The sequence below is a fragment of the Variovorax boronicumulans NBRC 103145 genome (assembly GCF_001591345.1).
Lineage (GTDB): Bacteria > Pseudomonadota > Gammaproteobacteria > Burkholderiales > Burkholderiaceae_C > Variovorax > Variovorax boronicumulans.
This window is the reverse complement of the sequence record NZ_BCUS01000006.1, coordinates 1-17,099: the sequence shown is the minus strand read 5'-3', so window position 1 is coordinate 17,099 and position 17,099 is coordinate 1. Positions and strand designations below refer to the sequence as shown.

At 67.3% G+C, this 17,099-nt stretch carries 15 protein-coding genes; 11 read left to right on the top strand and 4 right to left on the bottom strand.

Annotation, left to right across the window (positions count from 1 at the left end; genetic code table 11):
- Position 1 precedes the first annotated feature (1 nt).
- From VBO01S_RS03060 to VBO01S_RS03045, 4 genes are read left to right on the top strand one after another with little or no spacing between them, the layout of a single operon-like run.
- Positions 2–874 carry a branched-chain amino acid ABC transporter permease gene (locus tag VBO01S_RS03060; protein WP_062470301.1) on the top strand — a complete coding sequence of 291 codons (873 nt, stop codon included), beginning with the start codon at positions 2–4 and terminating at the stop codon, positions 872–874.
- The gene (locus tag VBO01S_RS03055; RefSeq protein ID WP_062470299.1) at positions 871–1,854 is read left to right on the top strand and encodes a branched-chain amino acid ABC transporter permease; all 984 of its coding nucleotides are present in this window, start codon (positions 871–873) and stop codon (positions 1,852–1,854) included. Before VBO01S_RS03060 ends, VBO01S_RS03055 begins: the two co-directional genes overlap by 4 nt.
- Complete coding sequence (locus tag VBO01S_RS03050; protein WP_062470295.1) at positions 1,851–2,603, top strand: ABC transporter ATP-binding protein; 753 nt, start codon at positions 1,851–1,853, stop codon at positions 2,601–2,603. Before VBO01S_RS03055 ends, VBO01S_RS03050 begins: the two co-directional genes overlap by 4 nt.
- Positions 2,603–3,304 carry an ABC transporter ATP-binding protein gene (locus VBO01S_RS03045; protein ID WP_062470291.1) on the top strand — a complete coding sequence of 234 codons (702 nt, stop codon included), beginning with the start codon at positions 2,603–2,605 and terminating at the stop codon, positions 3,302–3,304. Before VBO01S_RS03050 ends, VBO01S_RS03045 begins: the two co-directional genes overlap by 1 nt.
- An 86-nt stretch (positions 3,305–3,390) precedes the next feature.
- Here the strand turns inward: VBO01S_RS03045 and VBO01S_RS03040 are convergent, their stop codons facing one another.
- On the bottom strand, positions 3,391–4,476 hold the full coding sequence (locus VBO01S_RS03040; RefSeq protein ID WP_062470288.1) for a Shedu immune nuclease family protein: 1,086 nt from the start codon (positions 4,474–4,476) through the stop codon (positions 3,391–3,393).
- A 231-nt stretch (positions 4,477–4,707) separates the two neighbouring features.
- On the opposite strand from VBO01S_RS03040, the gene VBO01S_RS03035 reads away from it, so the two are divergent.
- Positions 4,708–6,678 (top strand): sigma-54-dependent Fis family transcriptional regulator, encoded by a 1,971-nt coding sequence (locus VBO01S_RS03035; protein WP_062470286.1) that lies wholly within the window; start codon positions 4,708–4,710, stop codon positions 6,676–6,678.
- A 54-nt stretch (positions 6,679–6,732) separates the two neighbouring features.
- On the opposite strand, the gene VBO01S_RS03030 is transcribed toward VBO01S_RS03035, so the two are convergent.
- A complete protein-coding gene (locus tag VBO01S_RS03030) occupies positions 6,733–8,034 on the bottom strand; it encodes a hypothetical protein (protein WP_157627268.1) in 1,302 nt (433 codons plus the stop codon).
- Positions 8,035–8,540: 506 nt separating this feature from the next.
- Between VBO01S_RS03030 and VBO01S_RS03025 the strand changes: the two genes are divergently transcribed.
- Positions 8,541–10,343 carry an NAD(P)/FAD-dependent oxidoreductase gene (locus VBO01S_RS03025; RefSeq protein ID WP_062470282.1) on the top strand — a complete coding sequence of 601 codons (1,803 nt, stop codon included), beginning with the start codon at positions 8,541–8,543 and terminating at the stop codon, positions 10,341–10,343.
- Between the two features lie 39 nt (positions 10,344–10,382).
- On the opposite strand, the gene VBO01S_RS03020 is transcribed toward VBO01S_RS03025, so the two are convergent.
- Complete coding sequence (locus VBO01S_RS03020) at positions 10,383–11,093, bottom strand: Crp/Fnr family transcriptional regulator (RefSeq protein ID WP_062470280.1); 711 nt, start codon at positions 11,091–11,093, stop codon at positions 10,383–10,385.
- A gap of 14 nt (positions 11,094–11,107) precedes the next feature.
- On the bottom strand, positions 11,108–11,488 hold the full coding sequence (locus VBO01S_RS03015) for a DUF1090 domain-containing protein (protein ID WP_062470276.1): 381 nt from the start codon (positions 11,486–11,488) through the stop codon (positions 11,108–11,110).
- A gap of 169 nt (positions 11,489–11,657) precedes the next feature.
- On the opposite strand from VBO01S_RS03015, the gene VBO01S_RS03010 reads away from it, so the two are divergent.
- The 5 genes from VBO01S_RS03010 to VBO01S_RS02990 all read left to right on the top strand — a co-directional run.
- Positions 11,658–12,578, top strand: a complete 921-nt coding sequence (locus VBO01S_RS03010) for a beta-keto acid cleavage family enzyme (protein WP_062470273.1) — start codon at positions 11,658–11,660, stop codon at positions 12,576–12,578.
- Positions 12,579–12,611: 33 nt separating this feature from the next.
- Positions 12,612–13,820, top strand: coding sequence for an ABC transporter substrate-binding protein (locus tag VBO01S_RS03005; RefSeq protein WP_062470270.1), 1,209 nt, complete (start codon positions 12,612–12,614; stop codon positions 13,818–13,820).
- Positions 13,817–14,764, top strand: coding sequence for a 3-hydroxyacyl-CoA dehydrogenase NAD-binding domain-containing protein (locus tag VBO01S_RS03000; RefSeq protein ID WP_062470504.1), 948 nt, complete (start codon positions 13,817–13,819; stop codon positions 14,762–14,764). The genes VBO01S_RS03005 and VBO01S_RS03000 overlap by 4 nt, the downstream gene beginning before the upstream one ends.
- A gap of 1 nt (position 14,765) precedes the next feature.
- Positions 14,766–16,574, top strand: a complete 1,809-nt coding sequence (locus VBO01S_RS02995) for a feruloyl-CoA synthase (protein ID WP_062470267.1) — start codon at positions 14,766–14,768, stop codon at positions 16,572–16,574.
- A gap of 82 nt (positions 16,575–16,656) precedes the next feature.
- On the top strand, positions 16,657–17,099 hold a 443-nt coding region (locus tag VBO01S_RS02990), incomplete at its 3' end, for an enoyl-CoA hydratase-related protein (RefSeq protein ID WP_174543621.1).

Here is a 17,099-nt window from a genome sequence, read left to right as displayed (position 1 = left end):
GGTGGATTTCGGAACCTTTCTCGTGCAGTGCCTGAACTCCGTTCAGTACGGCCTGCTGCTCTTTCTCGTGGCCTCGGGGCTGACGCTGATCTTCGGGATCATGGGCGTCATCAACCTCGCCCACGGGAGCTTCTACATGATCGGCGCCTACATGGCGTTCTCGCTGGCGCCGCTGTTCGGCGACCAGTTCCTGCTGATGCTGGTGGCCGGCGTGGTGCTGGCCGCGATCTTCGGCTACGTGCTGGAGTGGGCCTTCTTCAGCTACCTCTACCAGCGCGACCACCTGCAGCAGGTGCTCATGACCTACGGGCTCATCCTGGTGTTCGAGGAACTGCGCTCCATCTTCGTGGGCAACGACGTGCACGGCGTGAAGGTGCCCGCGTGGCTGGACGGCAGCTTCGCGCTGGGCAACGTCATGAGCTACCCGTGGTATCGCCTGTTTGCCTCGGCCGCCTGCATCGTGCTGGCCGTGGGCCTGTACTACGTGGTGAACCGCACGCGCCTGGGCATGATGATCCGCGCCGGCGCGAGCAACCGCGACATGGTGCGCGGCCTGGGCATCGACGTGAAACGGCTGTACCGCATCGTGTTCGCGGCAGGCGTGGCGCTGGCGGCGCTGGCCGGCATGATCGCCGCGCCGATGTCCTCGGTGTACCCCAACATGGGTGCGAGCGTGCTCATCATCTGCTTCGTGCTGGTGGTGATCGGCGGCATCGGCTCGATCACGGGGGCGCTCGTCGCCTCGCTGCTGGTGGGCTTCGTCGACACCTTCGGCAAGGTGTTCTTCGCCGACCTGGCGGGCATCGGCATCTACCTCCTGATGGCCATCGTGCTGATCTGGAAGCCCGAAGGCTTGATGGGGAGGCGGCCATGAGCCCCGTGGTTGCGTCCGCACCTTCGTCGCCGCGGCGCGGTGCCTTCATCGTGCCCGTGCTGTGCGCCATCGCGCTCGGCGTGGCCGGCCCGCTGCTGGGCAACTACGCATCGGACTTCATCGTCAAGGTGATGATCCTGTCGATCTTCGCGCTCAGCCTGGAGCTGCTCGTGGGCATGACCGGGCTCGTGAGCCTGGGCCACGCGGCCTTCTACGGCATCGGTGCGTACGTCACCGTGCTGGCCTCGGGCAACGAGGGCGGCAACTTCGCAGTGCTGCTGGTGCTGTCGATGGGCGCGGCGGCGCTGTATGCGCTGTTCGTGGGCGCGCTGAGCCTGCGCACGCGCGGCGTGTACTTCATCATGGTCACACTGGCCTTCGCGCAGATGGCGTTCTTCGTGTTCCACGACACCAAGGTCGGCGGCGGCAGCGACGGCATCTACCTGTACGTGCGCCCGGCCCTCGGCGCGCTCGACATGGAGAACCGCACGGTGCTGTTCTACGTGGTGCTGGCGGCGCTGGTGTTCACCTACGGCCTGCTGGCACTCATCCGCCGTTCGCGCTTCGGCGCGGCGCTCGCGGGCATCCGCGTGAACGAGCAGCGCATGCGCGCAGCGGGCTTCGCGGTGTACGGCTACAAGCTCGCGGCCTTCGTGCTCGCGGGCGCGCTGGCCGGGCTCGCGGGCTTCCTGCTGGCCTCGCGCGACGGCGTGGTCAACCCCGAGCTGATGGCCTGGCACAACTCGGGCGAGGTGCTGCTGATGGTGATCCTGGGCGGCCTGGGCCACCTGCGCGGCGCGGTGATCGGTGCCGTGGCCTTCACGCTGCTCAAGGAAATCTTCTCCACCCACGCCGTGATGGGCCCGCTGGCCGACCACTGGCAGCTCACGCTGGGTATTGCCATCATCGTGTTCGTGGCGCTGCTGCCCAAGGGCCTGATCGGCCTGGTGCAGCGCATGTCGCCGAAGGGAGGCGCATGACCGCCGCACTGCTGTCCGTGGACAAGCTCACGCGCCGCTTCGGTGGCCTCACCGCCGTCAACGCCGTCACGCTCGACCTGCACATCGGCGAGGTGCATGCGGTGATCGGCACCAACGGCGCCGGCAAGTCGACGCTCATCAACATGCTCTCGGGCGAGATCGAGGCCTCCGAAGGCCGCATTGCGCTGGACGGCGTCGACATCACCGCGCGCGCGCAATCGCGCCGCGCCCGCGACGGCGTGGGCCGCAGCTACCAGCGCACCACCATCTTCCCGGAGTTCACGGTGCACGAGAACTGCCGCCTCGCCGCGCAGGCCGCCACCGCGAAGCCCTGGGCGATCTGGCAGTCGTCGCAGCGCTGCGCCACCAGCAACGCCTCGGCCGATGCCGCGCTCGAAGCCGCCGGCCTCACGGCAGAGGCCCGGCGCGTCGCCGGCACGCTGAGCCACGGCGCGCAACGCCAGCTCGAAGTGGCGATGTGCCTGGCCACCCACCCGCGCGTGCTGCTGCTCGACGAGCCACTCGCCGGCATGGGCGCCGAAGAAACCGACCGCATGCTCACGCTGCTCGCGCGGCTGAAAGCCACGCACGCCATCCTGCTGGTGGAGCACGACATGGACGCCGTGTTCCGCATCGCCGACCGCATCACCGTGATGGTGAACGGCACTGTCATCGCCACGGGCAACCCACAAGAAATTCGCGAGAACCCCGAGGTCCGCACGGCCTACCTCGGCGAGGAGCAACACTGATGCTGATCGTTCGCGACCTCAACACCTACTACGGCAACAGCCACATCCTGCGCGGCGTGCACGCCGGCATTCCGGCGGCGACCTCGGTCGGCCTGCTCGGGCGCAACGGCATGGGCAAGACCACGCTGATCCGCACCATCATGGGCTACGTGCGCCCGGCCTCCGGCGAAGTGCAGGTCGACGGCCGCACCGTCACCGGCCTGCCGCCCGAGAAGATGGCGCGCCTGGGCATCGGCTACGTGCCCGAGGGGCGCGGCATCTTCCCGAACCTGTCGGTGCGCGAGAACCTCGTGATGAGCGAACGCGCCGGCATCGACGGCCAGCGCGCCTGGACCTTCGACCGCGTGATGGCCACCTTCCCGCGCCTGTCAGAACGGCTCTCGCACGGCGGCCAGCAGCTGTCGGGCGGCGAGCAGCAGATGCTCTCCATCGGCCGCGCGCTCATGACCAACCCGCGCCTCTTGATCCTCGACGAAGCGACCGAAGGCCTCGCGCCGCTGATCGTGGCCGAGATCTGGCGCGTGATCAGCGAGATCCGCGCGACGGGCATCGCCACGCTGATCGTCGACCGCGACTACCGCAAGGTGCTCGCGCACACGGACCTGGCGGTGGTGATGGAGAAGGGGCAGATCGTGCGGCATGGGGCGTCGGCGGAATTGCTGGGGCAGCCGCAGGTGCTGGAGGAGCTGCTGGGCGTTTGAAGGTCCACAGGGCCATGCGCAACGCTACGGCCCGCCGCTTCCAACTGTCTACAGGCAGGTTTCAAGCGGCCTGTGATGGAGGGACTTCACTGACGCTGAAGTTTCCGAATCCATGTGTCCCATGACTCGATGCGTATGGGCGGCGACATGCCGTGCTCGAAATCGTGCCGTTTCTTGCTCTCGGAGAAGTCGTCGCGTGTCCGGCCGCCGATAACCACCGAGCGAATCTCGATGTCCTTGTCGGGGTCGACCAACAACTTCGGATGCGGCCCCATGAAGGCACCGTGACGAGCAGCGCCTGATTCGACCGCGTGCCGTACTTTGTGGGCGTAGCGCCGGAACGTCGACATGTCTCTGTAGATGGCCCCGATCCGACGTCGTATCTGGCCCGCCGCTTGGTTGACCTTGTGCGAGAACTCGGCATAGCTGTCGTCGTTTACCAGAAAGAAATCCGCTCCTTTGATCTCTATCAGCACGACCTCCATCCGTGAGCGCCCCGTGAAGACAACGAAATCAATGAATCCATCGGCCAGCGGATACTCGGCAAGGACGATGTACTCCTCATGGGGATCTCCGTAGACCTCCCCAAAGAAGGAAGGGTCTTGCTTCAACAATTCCTGAAGCTGTCGTTCCGTTGCGCCCGCATTGACAAGCTGAGAAAGCATGGCTTTGGAGATCATTCCGCTTTCTATGGTTTCCCGTCGGTTGACGATCTCGGGTTCTTCCAACCATGGCGCATCAGCAAAGGGATCGATCGCATTTCGCAGACGTTCGATTTCCGCGACCAACCGCAGGCTCATCGCTGTCGAGCTTTTGAACTCGCTTGAATCACAAGAAAGAGTCGACAGCGCGTCTTGCATGGACATCCGCGTCCACGACGGATCGCCCGTGGGTCCAAAGCTGACCCGCGAGAACGATCCCCCGTCGCTATCGGGCCTCTCGTAGTGCTCAACGACACGCGCGTCGGGCGGAATCATTCCGCGCAGTAGCAGTGCTTGGTGAATGTGTTCAACGGAGTTCGTTATCGACGACCCCACAGCAAACTCACCGATATCCGTCAGAAGCGCGGTGACGCCACTTTGAGGAGCAAAGAACGTGCGGACGCGACAAAGGCCTTGCCTCGTATGAGCGATGCCAATAGGGAACTGAAATATGAAGTCCGACAGCTTCATCCTGCGCCTCGAGAATTGATAGGGTTACTTTTCTACAGTTTGTAGCAAGCCATATCTTGGCGACGACGTGCTGTCTTAAGTTGAGAAAATTTCTTCTTGAGCAAGCGAAAAGCGGACAGATCAACTCAACCCACCGGGTTTCACCTCTGTCCTGCGACAGCGCGACAGCCGAATCATGTCCGGCTGCGCAGCCCCTCCCCGTGCCGCGCCCACCCACGCACGAGGCTGCGCATGACGTCCCTGCAATCGCGCCACATCGACAACGTCTATTCGATCGCCACCGGCACGGCGCTGCGGGCCGATCCGGCGGCGAGCCTGGTGCACAAGTCGTGGGCGCGCTGCGTGCGCGACCACGGGCTCGATCCGTCGCGGCCGACGCCCGCGCGCATCCTGCCGGCGCAGGAGGTGCGCGTACACCAGCAGCAGCTCGAGCACTTCCTGCGCGCCGCGCGCGCGGGCATGGAAGACATCTACCGCCGCGTGGCCGAGCTGGGCTACATGGTGCTGCTGACCGACGCCGAGGGCATCACGGTGGACTACATCGGCAACCCGGCCTGGGACGACCAGCTGCGCCGCGCCGGCCTGTACCTGGGCGCCGACTGGAACGAGGCGCACGCCGGCACCTGCGGCGTGGGCACCTGCCTCATCGAGCGCCAGCCGATGACCTGCCACCAGACCGAGCACTTCGACGCCACGCACATCGCGCTCACCTGCACGACGGCGCCGCTGTTCGACCACAGCGGCAAGCTCACGGCGATCCTCGACGTGTCGGCGCTGCGCTCGCCCGAGGCGCGCGAGAGCCAGCACCTGGTGCGGCACCTGGTGTCGATCTACGCGCGGATGATCGAGGATGCCGACTTCCTGCGGCACTTTCGCGGCCACTGGATCCTGCGGCTGGGCAGTGCCTTCGGGCTGGTCGACGTGGCGGGCGAGGTGATGCTGGCCTTCGACGAGGGCGGCACGGTGGTGGGCGCCAACGGGGGCGCGCGCGAGGTCTTTTCGGGGCCGCAGCAACAACTTCTGGGTGGTGCGGTGTCGGAGCTGCTGCACCTGCCGATGGACGCGATCTGGCGCCTGGGCAACGGCGGCGCGTCGGCCCTGCCCTTTGCGCACACGGTGCTGCTGCCCGGCGGCGGCGAGTACCACGCCTCGCTGATCGCACCGCGGCTGCGCCGCTCGCCGGTCACCGCGCCCTCATCGCCGGCACCCCAACCTTCGGACCGTCTGCCGCCGCTCGAGCGCATCGCGGGCGACGACGACCCCGCCATGCAGCAGCTGATCGCGCAGGCGCGCCGGCTCGTGGACCGCGGCATCCATGTGCTGGTCGAGGGCGAGACCGGCAGCGGCAAGGAGGTGCTGGCGCGCGCGCTGCATGGCGCGAGCCGGCGCGCGGCGCTGCCCTTCGTGGCGGTGAACTGCGCGGCCATTCCCGATTCGCTGATCGAAAGCGAGCTCTTCGGCTACACGCCCGGCAGCTTCACGGGCGGCCGCGCCAAGGGCATGAAAGGGCTGATCGCGCAGGCCGACCGTGGCACGCTGTTTCTCGACGAGATCGGCGACATGCCGATGGCACTGCAGACGCGGCTGCTGCGCGTGCTGTCCGAAGGCGAGGTGCTGCCGCTGGGCGCCGAGTCGCCGCAGCGCGTGGACCTCGCGGTGGTGGCGGCCACGCACCGCGACCTGTCGGCACTGGTCGCGGCCGGGCGTTTTCGCGAGGACCTGTACTACCGGCTGTGCGGCGCGGTGCTGAAGCTGCCGCCGCTGCGCGCGCGGCGCGACCGGCGCTACCTGATCGAGGCGATGTTCCATGAAGAGGCGGCGGCGATGGGCTCGGCGGCGCGGCTGTCGGAGGCGGCGATGCTGCGGCTGATGGCGCACGACTGGCCGGGCAACCTGCGCGAGTTGCGCAATGTGCTGCGGCTGGCGCTGGCGTTGTGTGCATCGGCGTTCGTAACCGCTGACGAATTGCAGCTGGCAACGCCCCGCGCAATCTCAGCCATCGATGCATCGACGGCTCGAAAGGAACGCCACGATGCAACCACGAAAGACGAAGCTTATGGGGCGCAGTTACTCGAAGCGCTGCAACGCCATCGCTGGCATGTGTCTCGTGCAGCACAGGAACTGGGCATCTGCCGCGCCACGCTGTATCGGCACATGAAGCGCCACGCCATCACGCCACCGCAACGCGGCCGGCGCCCATGAAAAAACCCGCAGCCCTGTTCAGGGCATGCGGGCTCCGTCGCACTGACGTCTCGCTCAGTAGATGATGCCCAGATGCAGGAAACCAGCCTTTGGCGACGGGCTGCGTGCGCCAATCAGCACCTCAAGGCGCTTCGAACGCATCGCAAAATAAACGTCGCTGCCGACTACTGCGGCACGGATGCCAGCCGGTGACGTGGAAGGACCAGCGGAGAGCGCGAGGTCGGCTGAAGTACCACTTCCCGGAAGGCTCATGGAGAAGGTGTATGTCGACGCGGCGACCTTCGACAGATCGATGGTGCCTTTGGTCGACCAGCCCGTGCTGATGAAGTCCTCATAGCCCTGTGCGGCCGGAACGCCAATGGCGAACACTTGGTTGCCGTTGGCGGGTGACGTGCCGGCACTCAGGTAGGTCTTGTCGCCTTCAACATCGGCGATCCCAAAGCGACCGAGCAACGCACCAGTGGTCTGGTTTTTCAGCAACCAAGTGCCAGGTTGTGTATCAGCTTCGACATTGCTGGTGACCACGTTTGCCGCGGGGCAGTTCTCGATGCGGTAAATGACCGGATCGACACACTGCTTCATGATCGTACCGCCCCCGGAAATCTGGATCTGCGCAATGGCCGACTCACCACCAGCGGCCGAGACCTCGATACGCGCGCGGTCGTAAGTGCCGTCCAACTTGCTCTGCGTGATAAGCAACGCCCGCGACGCTACAAAGGGAAATGCACCGTACGTCGGGGATCCCGCGTAAGGCACGCTGAATGGAAGCGCACCGACGACGTTGTCGCGCAAGCCACGCAAACGCAACGCGGCGGCGGGGACGCCGGTGATGCGATCGCTCTGCACAAGCCAATCGCTGGTGGGCGACACGCCCGGTGTCATCGTGCCGGAACTCGCATTTCCAGACGCATCCGTCACGGTGTAGGTGAACTTGTTGAAGTCCATGTTGAGTGTCTGACGCGAGCCGTTGGCTGCGAACACGATGTAGTCACCGTTTCTGTAGTCGCCCGTTTGGACCCAGAAGTTCAACTCCTTGGTACGCCCCTCCGATGCGCTGGCCACCAGCTTGTAGCTGGTCGCGCCCAGCCCGATATTGTCAAAGCGAGAGACCCATTGCTTGGACGACGTGTCGACATCAGTGCGTCTCACGTTGGCACTATCCATGCCGCCGACCCACGAGACGCTGTCCCCCTCGCTGGTCTTGACTGCAACCAACTGGCCGGGCACCACGACATAGCGACCAGAACTGTCCGGTGTGGCTGCGCTGCCATTGATTTCGACCGTCAATTTCAGCTCTGCTGCTGTTGCGGGCGGCGGGCTGGGCTCCGGCGCTGGCGTGATGGCAACAGGCAGCATGGGCATTCCTCCGCCCCCGCCCCCCCCACCACCACCGCCGCCGCAGCCGGCGAGTCCCAGAACCAACGCCGCAGCGAATGCGGTCTCGACGTTTCTCCTCATCTCTGTCCCTCTCGAATTTGTATTGATCGACCATCCCCCCGGCGACGCCAGCGAGCCTCTGAAAATGTAACGAGAACATTGGTTTTCATAGATAGGTGCATATGAAGCAGTCGTCCGCGCGCCACACTTTTCAGGCTTGCTCCAGATAGCCGCGAATGGAATTAATTCGAAAGTTTTCGAATTGAATCTTGTGCGGCCACGGCTGCCTCCCAAAGGCTCCAAGGCGTCGCAGCACGCGAGCGACATCACAGAGACATTGCGACACGGCGTGCAACAAAAACACATCTAAGTCCTTGATTCCTCGTCGCCCTCCGCACGGCACGAAAGCTGCGCCACGACTCCCGCGTGCGCCTTGCCGCGCCGCGATTCGATTCGATTCGTTCAACGACACACGGAGACATGCAATGACAGACCCGACCACCGGCCCCACCCGGGCCGCCGCCCAATGGCTGGCCGACTTCGCCGCCGCGCTCGCACGCGGCGACATCGATGCGGCCGTCTCGCTGTTCGAGGCCGACAGCTACTGGCGCGACCTTGTCGCCTTCACCTGGAACATCCGCACGCAGGAAGGCGCGGGCGCCATCCGCGCGATGCTGCAGGCGCGCCTGGCCGACACGCAGCCCACGGCCTTTGCGCTCGAAGGCGAGGCGACCGAGGCCGACGGCGTGGTCGATGCGTGGTTCGGCTTCGAGACGCGCGTGGCACGCGGGCGCGGCCACCTTCGCTTGCGCAATGGCAAGGCCTGGACGCTGCTCACCACCATGACGGAGCTGAAGGGCTTCGAGGAAAAGACCGGCGACAACCGCATCAAGGGCGCGGAGCACGGCGTGCACAAGGGCCGCAAGAACTGGCTCGAGAAGCGCCGCGACGAAGAGGCCGCGCTGGGCTACACCGAGCAGCCCGAGGTGGTGATCATCGGCGGCGGCCAGGGCGGCATCGCGCTGGGGGCGCGGCTGCGTCGGCTGGGCGTGCCGACGATCATCGTGGAGCGCAACGCCAAGGCCGGCGACTCCTGGCGCAAGCGCTACAAGTCGCTGTGCCTGCACGACCCGGTCTGGTACGACCACCTGCCCTACATGCCCTTCCCCGACGACTGGCCGGTGTTCGCGCCCAAGGACAAGATCGGCGACTGGCTCGAGATGTACACGAAGATCATGGAGCTCAACTACTGGAGTTCCACCAACGCGACCAAGGCGCGCTTCGACGAGGCCGCGCAGCGCTGGGAGGTGCAGGTGGAGCGCGAGGGCAAGCCGGTGACGCTGCGCCCGAAGCAGCTGGTGTTCGCGCTCGGCGTGTCGGGCTACCCGAACGTGCCGAAGGTGGCGGGCGCCGAGAACTTCCTGGGCGACCAGCACCACTCCAGCCAGCACCCGGGGCCCGAGGCCTACGCGGGCAAGAAGTGCGTGGTGCTGGGCTCGAACAACTCGGCGCACGACATCTGCGCGGCGCTGTGGGAGCACGGTGCCGACGTGACGATGGTGCAGCGCTCGTCCACGCACATCGCGCCGTCGCAGTCGCTCATGGAGCTGGCGCTGGGCGGGCTGTATTCCGAGCAGGCGGTGAAGAGCGGCATCGACCATCACAAGGGCGACCTGATCTTCGCCTCGGTGCCCTACAAGATCATGCACACCTTCCACATCCCGGTGTACGAGGAGATGAAGAAGCGCGACGCCGACCTGTACGCGCGGCTGGAGAAGGCCGGCTTCCTGCTCGACTTCGGCGTGGACGGCTCGGGCCTGTTCATGAAGTACCTGCGGCGCGGCTCGGGCTACTACATCGACGTGGGCGCCTCGGAGCTGGTGGCCAACGGCAGCATCCACCTCAAGAGCGGCGTGAACATCGAGCGCGTGAACGAACGCTCGGTCACGCTCACCGACGGCACCGAGCTGCCGGCCGACCTGCTGGTGTACGCCACGGGCTACGGCTCGATGAACGGCTGGCTGGCCGACCTGATCTCGCCCGAGATCGCCGACAAGGTCGGCAAGTGCTGGGGCCTGGGCTCCGACACGCCGAAGGACCCGGGGCCGTGGGAAGGCGAGCTGCGCAACATGTGGAAGCCGACGCAGGTGCCGCAGCTGTGGTTCCACGGCGGCAACCTGCACCAGTCGCGCCACTACTCGCAATTTTTGGCGCTGCAGCTGAAGGCGCGCATGGAAGGGATCGACACGCCGGTGTACGAGCTGGCGGCGTCGCACCACAAGCGCTGAGCGGCCCGGTTTCCTCTCCCCTCGGGGAGAGGGAGTCGTTCACTCCTGGATGAAGCGCCGCAAGCCTTCGAGGTCGGTCACGGTGATACCGCCGTACTCGATGTGCAGGAACCCGGCCTCCTTCAGCCGGTTGAGCGCCGCGTTGCAGCGCTGGCGCGACACGCCCGACAGGTTGGCGATTTCTTCTTGCGAGGTCTGCAGGTGCGGCTCGCTGCCCGGGTGCAGCCAGGGGTGGAACAGGCCGGCCAGCGCGCGCGCCACCTGGCTGTCGGCGTCGAGCAGCCGGTGCGCGGCGTAGCTGCCCATGAACCAGTGCAGCCGCTCGTTGATCTGCTGCAGCAAAAAGTGATCGAAGCCGCGCTGCGTGCGGTGCAGCCACTCGAAGGTCTCCAGCGGCAGCTGCGCCACACGGCTGGGCCGCAGCGCGATGATGTCGGCCGAGCGCGGCACGGCGCGCAGCAGCGTGCCTTCGCCGAACCAGCTGCCCACCGACAGTCCGCCCAGCGTGACCGAGCGGCCGTCGCTGGAGGTGATCGACCACTTGAGCAGCCCTTCGAGGGTGCCGTACCAGTGCAGCGGCGTGTCGCCGCGCCGGCACAGCGCGGCGCCGGCGGCCACCTCGACCTCGCGCATCTCGTCGAGCACGCGCTCTCCTGCGCCCACGTCGAGCAGCGGGAACCAGGCCGAGCCCTGCAGCAGCTGGGGAATGGTCAGGGAGGCCGCGGGGATCGCCGGCTTGGTCGAGGGCATGCTGTCTTTTTTGTTTACTGCGCGCCCTTGAGCTGCTGCAGCTCGGCTTGCGCCTCGTGCAGCTTCTTCTCGCGGTCGGCGATCTTGCTGGCACGGCCCTTCTCCTGGGCTGCGCGCAGGTCACGTTCGCGCTCGGCCACCTTGCGCTCCTGGGCGCGGATGCGCTTCTGGTGCTCGGCCGCCAGCTTGGCGTCGGTGCAATGGCGGTTCACTTCCGCCAACGCGGTTTCGAGCCCGCGAACCCGCTGCTTCTGGCCCTTGGACTTGGCCATGTCGATGTCGCGGCCGATGGCTTCGCGCTTGGCGTCGCAGGTGGCGGGGCCGGCGGGTTGCGCGGCAGCACCGAGGGCGGTGAACGCGGCCGCGGCGGCCAGCACGATGGGCAGAAATTTCATGGAGAGGTTCCTTGTGTGCGCAACGGCGCAGGGGCGACTTTAGCGGCTGGCGCCGCGTAAACCCTGCCCCTGAATGTCGTCGCGATGACTGAGTACGAACGCATCACAAAAAATAATGGCGCGCCCCCCTGACTGACTGACCGAACGACCGACCCCAGGAGCCCCGAGCATGTCGAAGCGCAAAGTGATCGTGACCATCGCCCCCACCGGCGGCATGGCGCACAAGTCGCAGAACCCCCACCTCCCCACCCAGCCCGCCGAGATCGCCGCCGACGTGCTGCGCTGCTGGAACGCCGGCGCCAGCGTGGTCGCGATCCACGCGCGCCGCCCCGACGACGGCGCCACCTGCAACGCCGAGGTGTACCGCGACATCAACAGCCGCATCCGTGCGGCCGGCTGCGACATCGTGCTGAACAACTCCACCGGCGGCGGCGTGCACGGCGACATGGTGAAGCCGCTGGCCGGCGATCGCTGGGAGATCGCGTGGGAAGAGCGCATCAAGGGCATGGACGCCGGCGCCGAGATGTGCACGCTGGACGCCACCACGCTCAACCTGAGCTTCGAAGGCAAGCAGATCCTGATGGACACGCCCATCACGCGCGGGCGCGAGCTCGCCGCCGGCATGAAGGCGCGCGGCATCAAGCCCGAGTGGGAGGTGTTCAGCCCCACGCACATCCTGCAGGACACGACCACGCTGATCGAGGAAGGCCATGACGACGAGCCCTACTTCGTCAACCTGGTGATGAACGTGCACCGCAACTTCCAGAACGCGATGCCGTACTCGCCGCGCAACCTGCAGATGATGGTCGACACGCTGCCCAAGGGCGCCATCTTCGGCGTGAGCGGCATCGGCATGTCGCAGCTCGAAGCCAACGTGGCGGCGCTGCTGCTGGGCGGACATGCGCGCGTGGGGCTGGAAGACAACCTCTACTTCCGCCACGGCGAGCTGGCCACCAACGTGCAGCTCACCGAGCGCATCGTGCGCGTGATCCGCGAGCTCGACATGGAAGTGGCGACGCCGGCCGAGGCGCGCCAGATCATGGGCCTGCCGCGCGTAGGCGGCCCGCGGCCCGAGTTCGCGCTGGGCTGACGACGCACGAGAACAACGAACGGAGACACGCACATGAACATTCCCCGCACCGCCCTGGCTCTCGCACTCGGCGCCCTCTTCTCATCGAGCGCCTTCGCCCAGGTGTCCGACGACACCATCCGCATCGGCTTCATCAGCGACATGTCGGGCCTGTACCGCGACTACGACGGCCCGGCCGGCGCCGAAGCGATCCGCATGGCCATCGCCGACATGGGCGGCGCCATCGACGGCAAGAAGATCGAGCTGGTCACGGCCGACCACCAGAACAAGCCCGACATCGCCGCCGCCAAGGCGCGCGAATGGTTCGACGTGAACAAGGTCGACATGCTGATCGGCGGCGTGAACTCGGGCGCGGCCATTGCCATGGCCGGCGTGGCGGCCGACAAGAAGAAGCCGTACTTCGTGGTGGGCTCGGGCGCGTCGAGCCTCACCAACGAGTACTGCTCGCCCTACACCGTGCACTACGCCTACGACACGGTGGCCATGGCGCGCGGCACCGCGAGCGCGGTGGTCAAGGCCGGCGGCAAGAGCTGGTACTTCGTGGCCGCCGACTACGCCTTCGGCGCCGCGCTGCAAGGCGACGCCACCAAGACCGTGCAGGCCAGCGGCGGCACGGTGGCGGGTTCGGTCAAGCACCCGCTGGGCGCGAGCGACTTCTCGTCGTTCATGCTGCAGGCGCAGAGCTCGAAGGCGCAGGTGCTGGCCCTGGCCAACGCAGGCGGCGACACGGTGAACGCCATCAAGTCGGCGGCGGAGTTCGGCATCAGCAAGCACATGAAACTCGCCGGCATGATCATCACCATCAACGACGTGCACGCGCTGGGCCTGAAGGCCTCGCAGGGCATGTACCTCACCGACAGCTGGTACTGGAACCAGAGCCCCGAGTCGCGCGCCTGGGCGCGGCGCTTCTTCGACAAGCACAAGCGCATGCCCTCCTCCTTCCATGCCGGCGACTACTCGGCCGCGCTGCAGTACCTGCAGGCCGTGAAGGCCGCGGGCAGCGACGACGCCGACAAGGTGATGGCGCAGCTGCGCAAGACCAAGTTCAACGACATGTTCGTCAAGGGCGGCTGGCTGCGCGACGACGGCCTCATGGTGCACGACATGCACCTCATGCAGGTGAAGGCGCCGGCCGAATCGAAGGAGCCGTGGGACTATTACAAGGTGATCGAGAACATCCCCGGCGAAGCCGCGTGGACCACCAAGACGGAGAGCCGCTGCGCGCGGTGGAAATCGGCATGAACCTCACCACCGACGTGAAGCGCGTCGCCGTCGTCGGCACCGGCGTGATCGGCGCGAGCTGGGCCGCGCACTTCCTCGCGCACGGGCTCGACGTGAACGCGACCGACCCCTCGCCCGGCGCCGAAGACCGGCTGCGCGCCGCCGTGGCGCAGCACTGGCCGACGCTGGCGCGCTTCGGCCTCGCCGAGGGCGCCTCGGTCGACCGCCTGCGCTTTCACGACAGCCTGGAAGACGCGGTGGCCGTGGCCGACTTCGTGCAGGAGAACGGCCCCGAGCGCATGGACTTCAAGATCGACCTGTTCCGCCGCATGGACGCGGCCGCGCCGCCCGAGACCATCCTCGCGTCGAGCTCGTCGGGCCTGGCGATCAGCGGCGTGCAGTCGGGCTGCGCGCACCCGCAGCGCGTGGTGCTGGGGCATCCGTTCAACCCGCCGCACCTGATTCCGCTGGTGGAGGTGATCGGCGGCGAGCAGACCTCACCCGATACCATCGCCCGCACGATGGCCTTCTACGCGGCCATCGGCAAGCGGCCGATCCACGTGAAGCGCGAGGTGAAAGGCCACATCGCGAACCGGCTGCAGGCCGCGCTGTGGCGCGAAGCGTTTCATCTCGTCAACGAAGGCGTGGCGAGCGTGGCCGACATCGACACCGCCATCGCGCACGGCCCCGGCCTGCGCTGGGCCGTGATGGGGCCGTTCATGAACCTGCACCTCTCGGGCGGCGCGGGCGGCATCGAGCATTTGCTCGCGCACCTGGGCGGGCCCATCGAAGACTGGTGGAAGGACCTGGGCGCGCCGTCGATGACGGACGCGTTGAAGCAGCAGGTGGTGCAAGGCGTGGACGACGCCCTGGGCACGCGCCACACCGCCGACCTCCAAGCCGCGCGCGACACCCTGCTGTTGAACCTGATTCGCGCCAAGGCCGAGACGGGTACGCTGGATTGACATGACCGACTTCCTTCTCGACGACACCCTGGTCGCGCCGCCCCGCACGGTGCGCATCGACTTCGACGACGGCTCGTTCGTGCTGCGCTCGCCGACGGCGCTGCAGCCGTATGCGCGCTGCATCGGCGAATGGATCGAGCGCTGGGCGCGCGAGACGCCCGACGCGCTGGCCTTTGCCGAGCGCGATGAGACGGGCGAAGGCTGGCGCACGCTCGACTACCGCGCGCTGCGCGCCGCCGTCGGTGCCGTGGCGCAAGGCCTGCTCGACCTGGACCTGCCCGCAGGCCGCCCGGTCGTGATCCTCTCGGACAACGCCATCGACCATGCCGTGCTGATGCTCGCGACGATGCACATCGGCCGCACGGCCTGTTCGCTGTCGAGCGCGTACTCACGCATGGCGAAAGACCCGTCGCGACTGCACGGCATGTTGAAGGCGCTGCAGCCCGGGCTGATCTACGCCTCCGACGCGAAGGTGTACGGCGCATCGCTCGCAGGCAGCGACATCGAGGCAGTCACCGTGTTCAGCCGCAATGCCGACACGCATCCGGGCGCGCTGGCTTTCGACCAACTGCTCGACGCGAAGGAAACGCCCGCCGTCATGCAGGCCTTCGCCGCCGTGGGCCCCGACACGCACGCCAAGTACCTGCTGACCTCCGGCTCCACCGGCCAGCCCAAGGTGGTGATCAACACGCACCGCATGCTGTGCGCCAACCAGCAGATGATGGCGCAGACCTGGCGCTTCCTCGCGCAGGAAAAGCCCGTGCTGGTCGACTGGCTGCCGTGGAGCCACACCTTCGGCGCGAACCACAACCTGCACATGGTGCTGTGCCACGGCGGCGCGCTCTACATCGACGAGGGTCGGCCCGCGCCGGGCCTGATCGAGAAGACGGTGCGCAACCTGCGCGAGGTGAAGCCCACGCTGCTGTTCAACGTGCCGCGCGGCTTCGACATGCTGCTGCCGTTCCTCGAAGCCGACGACGCACTCGCCGCCGAGGTGTTCTCGCGGCTGCGCCTGGCCTTCTACGCGGCGGCGGCGCTCGCGCCTTCGACCTGGCAGCGCCTCGAAGCGGTGGCGCGGCGCGTGCGACCCGCGCGCCCGCTGTGGCTCACGACCTCGTGGGGCGCCACCGAGACCTCGCCCGCCATCACCTCGGCGCACTGGCAGCTCGACGGCGCCGGCTGCATCGGCGCGCCGCTGCCGGGGCTGGAACTGAAGTTCGTGCCCAACGGCGAGAAGCTGGAGATGCGCGTCAAGGGCGTCTCGGTGTTCCCCGGCTACCGCGACGCACCGCGCGAGACCGCCAGTGCCTTCGACGCCGAGGGCTACTACCGCATCGGCGACGCGGGCTACCTCGCGAACCCCGGCGATCCGACGCGGGGCGTGATCTTCAACGGCCGCGTGGCGGAAGACTTCAAGCTCTCGACCGGCACCTGGGTGTCGGTGGGCACGCTGCGCGTGAAGCTGGTGTCGCTGCTGGCGCCGCATGTGCAGGACATCGTGCTCACGGGCCACGACCGCGACGCGATCGGCATGCTGGTGTTCGCCAGCCCGCAAGGCGCCGCCCTCGCGCCCGAAGCCCTGGCCGCGCGCATCGCCGGGGTGCTGCGCGCCCTGCGCGACGAAGGTGCGGGCTCGTCGCAATGCCCAGCCTGCGCGCTGGTGCTGGCCGAACCGCCCAGCCTCGACGCGGGCGAGATCACCGACAAGGGCTACATCAACCAGCGCGCGGTGCTCACGCGGCGCGCGACCGAGGTGGCGCGGCTGCATGCGCCGACGCCGGGCGATGCGGACGTGATCCGCGCCACCTGAACGCGGCGGGGTTGGAGAACCCGGGAATGTTTTCTACGATGGCCGGGCCACCCGCCATTTCAACTTCCCGGAGACGCCGCCCATGTCCACCCCACCCTGCGTGACCTTCGAAGCGGACGGCCCCGTCTGCACGCTCACGCTGAACCGTCCCGACAAACGCAACGCCGTGGACGGCGTGGTGGCCGCCGCGTTGCGCGCGGCCTTCGAACGCTTCGAGGCCGACGACGCGCTGCGCGTGGCCGTGTTGACGGGCGCGGGCGGCCATTTCTGCGCGGGCGCCGACCTGGGCGCGGTCGGCGACCCCGCGCGCCGCAACGAGCTCGACCCCGAGGGCGGGGGCGCCGGCCCGATGGGCCCGACGCGCATGCCGCTGTCCAAGCCGCTGATCGCAGCGGTGAACGGCTACGCGGTCGCGGGCGGGCTCGAACTCGCGCTGCTGGCCGACCTGCGCGTGGCCGACGACGACGCGGTGTTCGGCGTGTTCTGCCGCCGCTGGGGCGTGCCGCTGATCGACGGCGGCACCGT